Source organism: Shimia sp. (assembly GCF_039969785.1).
In the GTDB taxonomy this organism is placed as follows: domain Bacteria; phylum Pseudomonadota; class Alphaproteobacteria; order Rhodobacterales; family Rhodobacteraceae; genus Shimia.
Genome location: NZ_JBDVNC010000008.1, coordinates 20,415 through 32,294 on the forward strand (window position 1 = coordinate 20,415; position 11,880 = coordinate 32,294).

9 protein-coding genes and 2 tRNA genes are annotated in these 11,880 nt (G+C 56.3%); 4 read left to right on the forward strand and 7 right to left on the reverse strand.

The features are described from left to right. The first annotated feature begins 11 nt into the window (after positions 1–11). Positions 12–1,145, forward strand: coding sequence for an alpha-hydroxy acid oxidase (locus ABJI08_RS04555; RefSeq protein ID WP_348400642.1), 1,134 nt, complete (start codon positions 12–14; stop codon positions 1,143–1,145). Here the strand turns inward: ABJI08_RS04555 and ABJI08_RS04560 are convergent. Next, the gene (locus tag ABJI08_RS04560) at positions 1,142–1,600 is read right to left on the reverse strand and encodes a rhodanese-like domain-containing protein (protein WP_348400643.1); all 459 of its coding nucleotides are present in this window, start codon (positions 1,598–1,600) and stop codon (positions 1,142–1,144) included. The two genes, ABJI08_RS04555 and ABJI08_RS04560, sit on opposite strands and share 4 nt — an antisense overlap. A gap of 238 nt (positions 1,601–1,838) precedes the next feature. Here ABJI08_RS04560 and pyc point away from each other — a divergent pair, with 238 nt between their 5' ends. Beyond that, positions 1,839–5,282 (forward strand): pyruvate carboxylase, encoded by a 3,444-nt coding sequence (gene pyc, locus ABJI08_RS04565; protein ID WP_348400644.1) that lies wholly within the window; start codon positions 1,839–1,841, stop codon positions 5,280–5,282. A gap of 45 nt (positions 5,283–5,327) precedes the next feature. Here the strand turns inward: pyc and ABJI08_RS04570 are convergent, their stop codons facing one another. From ABJI08_RS04570 to ABJI08_RS04585, 4 genes are all read right to left on the reverse strand, one after another. Continuing rightward, complete coding sequence (locus ABJI08_RS04570; protein WP_348400645.1) at positions 5,328–6,161, reverse strand: glycosyltransferase family 2 protein; 834 nt, start codon at positions 6,159–6,161, stop codon at positions 5,328–5,330. 10 nt (positions 6,162–6,171) lie between these two features. Beyond that, positions 6,172–7,032 (reverse strand): glycosyltransferase family A protein, encoded by an 861-nt coding sequence (locus ABJI08_RS04575; RefSeq protein WP_348400646.1) that lies wholly within the window; start codon positions 7,030–7,032, stop codon positions 6,172–6,174. A 90-nt stretch (positions 7,033–7,122) separates the two neighbouring features. Continuing rightward, on the reverse strand, positions 7,123–8,019 hold the full coding sequence (locus tag ABJI08_RS04580) for a YHYH protein (RefSeq protein ID WP_348400647.1): 897 nt from the start codon (positions 8,017–8,019) through the stop codon (positions 7,123–7,125). Positions 8,020–8,045: 26 nt separating this feature from the next. Continuing rightward, positions 8,046–8,417 (reverse strand): hypothetical protein, encoded by a 372-nt coding sequence (locus ABJI08_RS04585; protein WP_348400648.1) that lies wholly within the window; start codon positions 8,415–8,417, stop codon positions 8,046–8,048. 123 nt (positions 8,418–8,540) lie between these two features. On the opposite strand from ABJI08_RS04585, the gene ABJI08_RS04590 reads away from it, so the two are divergent. Both ABJI08_RS04590 and ABJI08_RS04595 read left to right on the forward strand, forming a co-directional pair. Beyond that, positions 8,541–8,615: transfer RNA gene (locus ABJI08_RS04590), tRNA-Gly, on the forward strand. Positions 8,616–8,758: 143 nt separating this feature from the next. Beyond that, positions 8,759–8,833, forward strand: a tRNA-Gly gene (locus ABJI08_RS04595). 119 nt (positions 8,834–8,952) lie between these two features. Here ABJI08_RS04595 and ABJI08_RS04600 read toward each other — a convergent pair. Together ABJI08_RS04600 and ABJI08_RS04605 are read right to left on the reverse strand one after the other, a co-directional pair. After that, positions 8,953–10,770, reverse strand: coding sequence for a BCCT family transporter (locus ABJI08_RS04600; RefSeq protein WP_348400649.1), 1,818 nt, complete (start codon positions 10,768–10,770; stop codon positions 8,953–8,955). Positions 10,771–10,857: 87 nt separating this feature from the next. Beyond that, positions 10,858–11,868, reverse strand: a complete 1,011-nt coding sequence (locus ABJI08_RS04605; protein ID WP_348400650.1) for an Ldh family oxidoreductase — start codon at positions 11,866–11,868, stop codon at positions 10,858–10,860. Positions 11,869–11,880 lie beyond the last annotated feature (12 nt).

Below are 11,880 nucleotides of genomic sequence, written 5' to 3' on the forward strand. Positions count from 1 at the left end.
CAAATGGGGTCATGGACTTGCACGCGCGATATCCCGCCTTATCAGACCTGCGCAAGCGGGCAAACAACCGTATTCCGAAATTTGTGTGGGAGTATCTGGACAGCGGAACAGGCCAGGAGCGCACCAAAAACCGCAATCGCGCCGCGTTGGATGAGATTCTCTTTGAACCGTCAATTTTGCATGGCGAATTTGATGCCGACACCTCACGGTCGTTTTTGGGGCAACGTTTTCCTTTGCCGGTTGGCATCGCCCCAATGGGAATGTCCGGCCTGATCTGGCCCAATGCCGAAGTGCTGCTGGCCCAGGCCGGAGCGCGCCTGGGCATTCCATATTCATTGTCGACCGTGGCAAGCCAGACGCCGGAAACGCTCGCGCCGCATCTGGGCGAACACGCCTGGTTTCAAATGTACCCGCCCCGCGACCCCGATATTCGCAAGGACATGTTGGACCGCGCCCGCAAGGCCGGTTTTACCAGCCTGGTTCTGACGGTGGATGTGCCCGTGGCCAGCCGCCGAGAGCGTCAGGTGCGGTCCGGCCTCACAACGCCGCCCCGCCTGTCGCCGCGCCTTTTGGCCCAGATCGCAACTTGTCCGACCTGGGCTATGGGAACCCTGAAACATGGCTTGCCACGGATGCGGTTGATTGATGAATATGCCGAAAACCTGACGGGCCTCAGTTCGACCGCCCATGCCGGGTATCTGCTGCGCACGTCGCCGGACTGGGACTATTTGCGCTGGTTGCGTGATCACTGGCAAGGGCCGCTGCTGGTCAAGGGCGTCATGCGTGCATCTGACGTTGCTCCGCTGGAACAGGCCGGTGTTGACGCAATCTGGATTTCCAATCACGCCGGACGCCAGTTTGACGGGGCCCCTGCCACGATTGACGCGCTTCCCGCGATCCGCGCTGAAACCAAATTGCCAATCGTCATCGATAGCGGGTTTGAGACCGGGCTGGATATCCTGCGCGCCTTAGCGCTGGGCGCGGATTTTGTCATGTTAGGGCGCGGCTTTCATTGCGCGCTGGCTGCTATCGGGGCGGCGGGTCCTGACCATCTTGTCGATATCCTGAGCAAAGATCTGGCCGCCAATATGGGCCAAATCGGCGCCCGCGATTTGTCAGACCTTGCCGACCGGTTGATTGCTTAATCCGTCCGAAATTCGGACGGCATCGCCGCAAGCGCCTCATGTGCAGACACAACCGGCAAACCTGTCGGGATCCAGCCTTTGCCATTGCGCCCGCCCGCCATGCCTTCGGTCACATCCAATACACGCTGAATATTATTGCTGGCCAGGACGTCCACAATATAGCCAGACCGGTTCCCAGATCGACAGATCACTGCAATATCGCGATCCGGATACCGTTCCAGAACAGACATAAGTTTTGCCCCGAACTGACGGTGTCGCATGTCCATCGGCCAGGCACCTTCTGCGACGCCTGTGTCCGCCCATTCCTGAGGTGTGCGAATATCGATCAGGATCAACCGGCCCGCATCCATGTTCTGCTTTGCCTCGGGGGCAGACATCAATCCGTCGCCTGCTAACACGATGCCAGAGGACATTGAAAAGGCTGCAATCGCCCCAAGAATCATTCGCCGGTTCATGACCTATCACATTCCAAAGAGTCTATGTATTACTACTGCCACAAGGCTCAAATATCTTCAACGCACCAAATATCACAAATAACGGAGCATTTTCCGTGATGCTGGCACATGCACACCCAAATTCTTACAGAAATGTAACAATCTCAGTAAAGGTAGGTATTGCTCTGCACTGCGGCATGGCCTTAGGTTCGCGCACCACGAAACCAGGACAGACACCAGACCAGTGAGGAGCCTGCCCATGCCCGATTTCAATAAAATTCTGATTGCCAACCGCGGTGAAATTGCCATCCGCGTTATGCGCGCTGCCAACGAAATGGGCAAACGCACAGTTGCCGTCTATGCCGAAGAGGACAAGCTTGGGCTTCATCGCTTCAAAGCAGATGAAGCGTATCGGATTGGCGAAGGTATGGGGCCTGTCGCCGCCTATCTCTCCATCGACGAGATCATTCGCGTGGCCAAGGAATGCGGTGCGGATGCGATCCACCCCGGCTATGGCCTGCTCTCTGAGAACCCCGACTTTGTGGATGCCTGCGAAGCCAACGGCATCGCCTTTATCGGGCCCAAAGCCGCGACAATGCGCGCGCTGGGCGATAAAGCCTCGGCCCGGAAAGTAGCGGTTGAGGCGGGTGTTCCCGTCATTCCGGCGACCGAAGTTCTTGGCGACGATATGGATGCCATCCGGGCGGAAGCTGCAGAAGTCGGCTACCCGTTGATGCTAAAAGCATCTTGGGGCGGCGGCGGGCGCGGTATGCGTCCAATTCTCTCTGAAGATGAAGTCGAAGAAAAAGTTCTCGAAGGGCGACGCGAAGCCGAAGCCGCATTTGGCAATGGCGAGGGTTATCTGGAAAAGATGATCATCCGTGCCCGCCACGTCGAGGTGCAAATTCTTGGCGACAAGCAGGGCAATATCTATCACCTTTACGAGCGCGACTGTTCGGTGCAGCGCCGTAACCAAAAGGTCGTGGAACGCGCGCCCGCGCCATACCTGTCCGAGGCACAACGCGAAGAAATTTGCGAACTGGGTCGCAAGATCTGCTCGCATGTGAATTATGAATGCGCCGGTACGGTCGAATTCCTGATGGATATGGAGACCGGTAAATTTTATTTCATCGAGGTCAATCCACGGGTTCAGGTGGAACACACCGTCACCGAAGAAGTGACGGGCATCGACATTGTTCAGGCCCAGATCCTGATTGCCGAAGGGAAATCTCTTTCGGAAGCCACAGGCAAGGCCAGCCAGTATGACATTCGTCTGAACGGCCACGCCCTGCAGACCCGCGTCACAACTGAAGACCCACAAAACAACTTTATCCCGGATTATGGCCGCATCACGGCCTATCGTTCGGCCACGGGTATGGGCATTCGACTGGACGGCGGCACCGCCTATGCCGGTGGTGTGATCACCCGCTATTATGACTCGTTGCTGACCAAAGTCACAGCCTGGGCGCAAACCCCGGAAAAAGCGATTGCCCGCATGGACCGCGCTTTGCGCGAATTCCGTGTGCGCGGTGTCAGTACCAATATCGCTTTTGTCGAAAACCTGCTCAAGCATCCGACGTTCCTGAATAATCAATACACCACCAAGTTCATCGACGAAACGCCGGACCTGTTCTCGTTCAAAAAACGGCGTGATCGCGGGACCAAAGTGCTGACCTACATCGCGGACATCACTGTAAACGGCCACCCCGAGGTTCAGGGTCGCCCGATGCCTGCCGAAGACCTGCGGCCTGCGCGGTGTCCTGAGCTTCGTCTTGACAAGGCCCCTGCGGGCACGCGCACGCTTTTGGATGAAAAAGGGCCAAAAGCCGTTGCAGACTGGATGAAAGCCCAGGACCAGCTGCTGTTTACCGACACCACAATGCGTGACGGTCACCAGTCGCTCCTGGCGACGCGGATGCGGTCAATCGACATGATCAAGGCGGCTCCGGCTTATGCCACAAACCTGTCGCCGCTTTTCTCGGTCGAATGCTGGGGGGGGGCGACGTTTGACGTAGCTTACCGCTTCCTTCAGGAATGCCCATGGCAGCGGTTGCGCGACATCCGTGCACGCATGCCTAACATCCTGACCCAAATGTTGTTGCGTGCCTCAAACGGTGTTGGATATACCAACTATCCCGACAATGTTGTGCAGGAGTTCGTACGTCAGGCTGCCGAAACCGGTGTGGATGTGTTCCGCGTGTTTGACTCGCTCAACTGGGTCGAAAACATGCGCGTGGCGATGGATGCGGTGCAGGAAAACGGCAAAATCTGCGAAGGCACCATCTGTTACACAGGTGACGCGCTGGATCCGGCCCGTTCAAAATACGACATCGCCTATTATGTCGACATGGCCAAACAGATGGAGGCCGCAGGCGCCCATGTGCTGGGCATCAAAGACATGTCCGGCCTGATGAAAGTGCCGACTGCCGAGGTTCTGTTCCCGGCTCTGAAAGACGCTGTTGATCTGCCAATTCACTTCCACACCCACGACACGTCAGGCGCCGCAATTGCGACCGTTCTGGCCGCGTCGCGCGCCGGGGTGGATTGTGTGGATGCCGCAATGGACGCGTTCTCGGGCAACACGTCCCAGCCAACAATGGGTTCCGTGTTGGAAGCACTGCGCTTTACTGACCGTGAAAGCGATCTGGACATCGAAGCCGTGCGCGAAATGTCCAATTATTGGGAAGCCGTGCGTGGCCAATACGCCGCCTTTGAAAGCGGCCTTCAGGCGCCTGCATCCGAAGTCTATCTGCACGAAATGCCCGGTGGGCAGTTCACCAACCTCAAGGCGCAGGCCCGGTCGCTTGGTCTGGAAGAGCGCTGGCATGAAGTGGCTCAATCCTATGCGGATGTGAACATGATGTTCGGTGACATTGTCAAAGTCACGCCATCCTCAAAAGTTGTGGGCGACATGGCGCTGATGATGGTGTCTCAGAACCTGACGCGTGCAGACGTAGAGAACCCCAACACCGACGTGGCGTTTCCTGACAGCGTGATCGATATGATGCGCGGCAATCTGGGTCAACCTCCCGGCGGTTTCCCTGCGGCCATCGTCAAAAAGGCGCTCAAAGGTGAAAAGCCCAACACAGAACGTCCGGGCAAACATCTGGAACCTGTCGACCTTGAGGCCATGCGTGAAGAAGTTGCAGCCGAATTGTCAGGATATGCCGTCGATAATGAAGACCTGAACGGCTATCTGATGTACCCCAAAGTCTTCCTTGATTATATGGGGCGTCACCGCACTTATGGCCCGGTGCGGACCCTTCCGACGCGTACGTTCTTTTACGGCATGGAACCGGGAGAAGAGATCGTTGCTGAAATCGATCCGGGTAAAACACTGGAAATTCGCCTGCAGGCATTGGGTGAAACCGATGAAAACGGCGAAGTAAAAGTGTTCTTTGAACTGAACGGTCAGCCTCGCACCATCCGCGTACCCAACCGTCTGGTAAAATCGACCACAACTGTGCGTCCAAAGGCCGAAATCGACAATGCCAATCACATCGGCGCGCCGATGCCCGGTGTTGTGGCCAGCGTTGTCGTCAGTGCAGGACAAGACATCAAAGAAGGCGATCTTCTGCTCACCATCGAAGCAATGAAGATGGAAACCGGCATTCACGCCGAACGCGACGCCAAAGTCAAAGCGGTACACGTTCAGACCGGTGGACAAATCGACGCCAAAGACCTGTTGGTTGAACTGGAATAATATCTAAGGGCCCTGCAATGCGGGGCCCTTGCTACCGGCTAACGGCTACTGCCAAAGCCCGTAATTTTCCTGCATGTATTCGATGGCGCGGCGATTGTGGTCATCCTGATCGCGACCTTCGATGATCGTCAGATGCAACGCATTTTGATGCGCCACTTTCAGGACATCCGGCTCGCGCACCCATGCGGGCACTCTGATCGGGGTGCCATGCGCCGTTGCCATGCCTGACAACCAAATGTCATCGACCTGACGTGCCACTTCGGGGATGTCAAAAACCTGCTCCGGGAAAAACTCAGGGCGCACCATCACCCCGGCGTACCCTTCAAAAACATCCGCATGCCCAGCCCGCCAATACGGGCGTCGCCCGGGGGAAATCACCGGATAGGCCGGATTGTCCGCCTGCCGCTCGGTCCACCATTTGCGCAATGCAAATTCCGGATCAGTTGCACGCCAGTGCCGTCCCGCCTTGGGTATAAACTCGTTTGACGCGGCTGCGTCATGAAACGCGCTGATCTGAATACCGGACAGCGCGATACAAGCGTTTGGATGTCGCTGCCTTTCGTTCAGAAACGCGCGCGCCCATCCCTGCCGGTAATTCATATCGTCGTCGCAAAACAGAATATCCACCGCCTCGTCCTCAAACTCTCGCAATGCATGCAACAGTTTGCTGGCTGGACCAAAATCTTCGTCGACTTGCCGGATTTCCACGCCTTTTGGCACATCCGGCAATGTCCCGTCCCAATCCGGAAAGCGCCGATAGCGTTTGGGCAGATACAGGATGACGGCGTCTGGTTTTGGATCCTGCTGAACCAACAGTTCCAACGTTGGGCCCATTGTCGAAAACCGGGGCGGAATGGTCGAGAGCGAAATCACATACATGGCACGTGCCTCACAACCAGATCCCGTATGTGTCCTGAAAATAGCGCGCTGCTTCGGCGTTCAGAACATGCCGGTCCTTGCCGTCGAACTCAGATTTGAACAGCGCCTGATTGTCGCCATGTGCCGCTTTCATGATCGGTTGCAAAATCGGTTCGAAAAAGCCGCCAACAATCCACGCCCCGTGCCCCTGTCGCATCAAATGGCCAGACAACCACACATCATCCACGGGCCAGGCAAATTCGGGAATATCGAACACTTCCGGCGGGAAAAATTCCGGGCGCACCATCACGCCCATCCACCCTTCAAACCCGTCCGCATAGCCCGGGCGCAGGATCAGACGGCGCGCCAATTCTTTGCGGGGCCGTCCAAACATCTTGCTTGCCAGATCATTCCAGACAGTCCCAATCCGGTACGCCACATTGGTAGCCTTCCAGAGATACAAACGCCTCGGATTTCGGTCGAACTGCCGTTTTGTCCCGGGCAAGGCGTCGTAATCCTGCATCCCGCTGACCGCCAGCGCGTCATTGGGGCGTCGCAGCCGCGCCGCCAGCAATCGTTCCGCAAGGTTCGGGCGATACTCCTGATCATCATCGCAAAACAGAATATCGATGTCCTGTCCGCTAAATTCTTTGACTGCCGGCAAAACCTTGGTCGCTGGTCCATAGTCTTCTTCGACCCAACGAATTTCGACGCCATCAGGCACATTGGGCGGCTGCCCATCCCAATCAGGAAACCGACGATAAGACCGATTCAGATACAGGATGATGTTCCGGGCCGGGACAGTCTGCGCCAAAAGGCTTTGCAACGTCGACTCAAGCTGGTGAAACCGCGGAGGAATGGACGAGAGCGATATGATATAGTGTTGTGCCACGCCTTGCCCGACCAATGATCCTTGCCTTTAGGGGTCATTCCCTACCATGCCGACAAGGGCGGTCAAGCGCAGACAGCACCATCCCGGGTTTTAGCGTCGGTGTGAGAAGCTTTGATCGGCTTGCCCCTTTAGGCATCGCGGAATGACCGGAAAGGAACTCGTCAGGAAATAGGCATAGGTGCCATTTGGATAATCAGCCGTTTTCACATATGCGCCGTTGCATTCATCCAGCGTTCCAGCCCCTTTGACATATTGATAATCCTGAACAAATGTCCCGTCATGGCGCCCCGTTGGTTGGTTTCCGCCCGGCCGTGTGCCCGATTTCAGACGATAAGAGCTGGTCATCTCTGTCACGTGCCCGTTCTGGCGTATGGTCACCGCATAAATGGGGAACCCGTCTGCCGCATACCCAATCAAAGGAGATGCTGCCGATTTGGACCATCCGAGGTTTTGCATCAAGCCGATGGGCAACCCGTGGTAATGATAGGCGCCGGTTGGCTGCACATGGGCATAGTTGCTGTCCAGACCCAGGGGTACAGCACCGCCCAAGGCTTCGTATTGCCAGCCGGATCCAGGCTTTCCCTGCCAGAATTCGGCGGCTCCGGGATCAAATGGCACACCGTTGACCGCAATTCCAAACAACTGACCCAATCTCAGGTTTCTGACCTGGCGTACCTTTGGGTTTGCGGCCATGGAAAAACGGTACCGCTGCAGCCTGATCCGGTTCGGGTTTCCCCGGTTGGGAAACTCACCAACCGCATGCCCGGGCATGCCATTTGACTGAACAACCCGTTTACTGCCCTGAACGGATATCTGCGCCTGACTTGCCTGAATTGATCTGTTGGCTTTCACCAGCGCCAGCGCACTGGATTGCGTGGCGGTGTGTTGGCGCATCGGGGGACGTCCCTGTGCATCACTGCTGGCGACAAACCCGATCGAAATCAGTGCTGTCAAAACGAAAAGCCTAATATTTTGCCCTGTGGTCATCTGAACGCTCCTCGACGTTTCTCACCTCAGACCATCACAACAACCGGACCTTGGCCGTCCTGTCCAAAATCCAGCATGACCGTGAAAATGTTTGGCACATTATGTTCAAAACTCAGCTGAACCCGAAACTCCACCAGCGCACCGGAGGCAATTTTCCCACCCGGGACAAGAACATCGCTGGCCTCATCGGCCGCAACCTGCTCAAGCGTGACCGGTTCGGTTCCCGCATTGAACACGGTCAAAAGGATCGCAACGGTATTGTCGCGCACCCTGACGGCTTCGGCATGGGACACAACATGCGCCACGCCATGCCCGGCATGGGCCTGTACAGTCACCGGCAATGCCAGCAAACCCAGAATCAGTCCGCGGCGGCATAAGGTATGTGTTTGGTCTTTCATGTGAATTGAAACGCTCCCGGTTGCTGTTTCCGTCGCAAAGTTTTCAACTTTTTTCTTCCTCTATACGTTTTACCTCTTGCGGCAAGTCGCGACTCTTTATATCTCACGCCTCACCCAATGGATGCGGGCGTAGCTCAGGGGTAGAGCATAACCTTGCCAAGGTTAGGGTCGTGAGTTCGAATCTCATCGCCCGCTCCAAACAACCTCCAGACGGAGGCACGGTGAAAAAGGCGCAGGGTTTTCCTTGCGCCTTTTCGCATTTTCCAGCCATATTTTGCCAGGTGATTTTCGGGCTTGCAACCCGGTGCAACCAGAGCTATCTCACGCCTCACCCATCGGATGCGGGCGTAGCTCAGGGGTAGAGCATAACCTTGCCAAGGTTAGGGTCGTGAGTTCGAATCTCATCGCCCGCTCCAATAGGGAAACCGCTACAGGGCTGCGCATTGCGCAGCCCTGCGTCGTTTCAGGCAAAGGTTTCACCCTCACCAGATTGACGGCGCACAACACGCCGTCAGATTTTTTATTCAGCGGCAACTCACACTTTGTTGCGCTGTGCGTCCCGGTACAGCGCTTTGGCAAGCGCCACACACATCAGCCCCATCACCATGGTGAATGGCAACGCCCCGATAATCATCGCGTTTTTAAGCGCATCCATCGGATTGTTCTCGCCAGCGGCAAGGATCAGCGTACCGATGACCGCCGTCAGGATCAGACCCCAGACAATGCGATGTTTGATACCGGTTTCCTGCGCCCCACCTGACATGATCGTATTCATCACCAGGATGCCCGAATCTGCAGACGTGACCAGGAAGGTCATGATCAACACCACACACATCACCGTCAGACCTGACAGCAACCCGCCATCGATCATCTGACCAAGTGTAGCAAACAGCTGGTTGGTCTGTGATGCACCGGTGATGGCCCCTGCGGCCCCGCCAGTCAGTTCCAGATCAATCGCCGTACCACCCAGAATGGCCATCCATGCGAAACATACCAAAGCTGGCGCAAAGACGCATCCTACGATGAATTCACGCACCGTCCGCCCTTTGGAGATGCGCGCAAGGAACAGTCCAACAAATGGCGAGAACGCAATCCACCAGGCCCAGTAGAACGTGGTCCAGCCCGCCTGCCAGCCAAACTGACGCTGCGCATTGCCTGCGTCATAAACGGCAGCCAGTGTTGCTTCGTCCAGCTCTGCGGCAGCGCCTTCAAGACCGGATTTGAAAGTTTCAAACCCGTCAGACCCACCCCAGGCGCCCCAGGCGTTGGTGGCACCACCTATCAGATCGTCAGCCAGCGGTTTTGCAGCCTCAGGCAACGCTGCGGCGAAAGATGCCGGATCCTGAGGACCGTATGCACCAAAGCTAATGGATACAAAATGAATGATGTAGTCGATGAAAGCGGATCCATACGTGCTTACAGCAAAGGCAAATGACCCAAAGATCACAAATGTCATCAACAGGATCAGCGACAGAACCAGGTTCAGGTTCGACAGGTATTTCACCCCGCGCCCAACACCCGACACAGCCGAAATGATCGACAGCCCCATGATCACAACCAGACCAGCCACCAGACCAACCTTACTTGGAACGGGAACATCACCTGCCGAGTTCATGATCCACTCAACACCGGTGATCGCATAGACACCGTCAATAAACTGGCTGACACCGAACCCAATGGTTACCGAAACACCCAGGATCGTGGCAACGACACCCAGAACGTCGACGATATGGCCCAGAACGCCATTCATCATACCGCCAAACAGCGGCGTCAGAGCGGAACGGATAGTCAACGGCATATCACGTGTATAGGCGTAATAGGCGAGACTCAGACCGGTTACGACATAGATCGACCATGCATGGAAACCGTAATGAGCAAAGGTATAGCGATAGGCCGATTGCACTGCTTCTTCGGTGTTGCCAGCAGCTTCGCCCGCAACCACCACAGGATTTGACCCCCAAAGGCTCAGCGGTTCTGCTGTTGCAAACACCATCAGTCCAACGCCAAGACCGGCACCGAACATCATTGAGAACCACGAAAAGTTGGAAAACTCGGGTTTCTCACCCTGTTTCCCCATCAGCTGAGACCCCGTTTTCGGCAAAACCGCGACAACCAAGAGGAAGAACGCGAAGAAACCGACGATGTATATGTAAAACTGGTTAAAAACATTCAGCAACTGACTGTTCAGACTGCCCAGAGTGCCGTTGGCATTTGCAGGCCAGATCAATGCCCACAGAACCAATGCAATCATGATCCCCTTACTGAGCAAGGCAATCTCTACGCTATGACCCTCGTAAAAGCCGCCTCCGGCTTTGCGTATCTGCAAGTCCGTGAATGGTGGTTTAATAGACATGTGTTTCCTCCCTGTTCGCACGCGTCCCTGTTTTCCGGATATATTTTTAGTTTCGCGGCAGCGGTCCGGATGTGCTGCCACCTGGTCTCAGGTCAGGATGGCTTCGATTTTCGCAAGGGTTGCTGCATTCACCGCAACCCCATCTTTGCGCGCCGAAAGCCGTTTGGATCTTCTCCCATCCCCAGGTAAGTGTGCGCCGTCCTGAAACCGGATCGCTTCTACAATACCGGCGATTCCCTGGTTAAATGCGCCGCCTGAGGCGGCCAAAGGGTCAATTGCGATGAAAAACTGGCCCGTTTTTGGCGGTCCACCCACGGTCCCGGAGAATGGCGAGGCATGAATACCAAGCGTTGCCCCGGTGAGCGCGGCGGCCAAAACTTCGGTCAGCAACGCAACGCCGACACCTTTGTATCCACCCGACGGGGCCATCGATCCCTTAAGGCCTATATTCGGGTCCGTGGTCGGATTGCCTTCGGAATCCAGCGCCCAACCAACCGGGATGGCTTTGCCTTCGCGGGCATGTTTCATGACCTCGCTTTTGGCAATTGTGCTGGCGCTTTGGTCGATCAACAGCGCCGGCTGCCCATCCGTGCCCGGCACAGCCACCGAAAACGGATTGGTCCCGACAACAGGCTTGGCGCCACCTGACGGCGCAATTGACGCCGGTGCATTGGTAAAGCCCAAGCCAACCAGACCGGCCTGCGCCAGACGATAGGTGTGATATCCCAGAACACCACAATTGTAGCTGTTTCTGATGGCGAGAACGGCCACACCCTGTTCGCGCGCAGCGGACACCAGCGCTTCAAAGCCCAGATCAATCGCGGCATGCGCAAATCCGGTCGCAGCATCAACCGCAACAACACCGGGTCGCGGGCGGGTCAGCACCGGGGCTGCACCGCCATCCACCTTGCCGCACTGCACGTGCTCGCAATAAATTGGAATATACGCCAATCCGTGACTGGCGACCCCATCCGCCTCGGTTGCAGCGGTTGCAACAGCCAGCGGGCGGGCGTTTGCTTCAGTTGTTCCAGCGGCGACAAGCGCCCGGAACGACAAATCCTCAATTTCGGAAAGAGAGAGTGTTCGGGTCTCGTTCATATCATCGCCTCT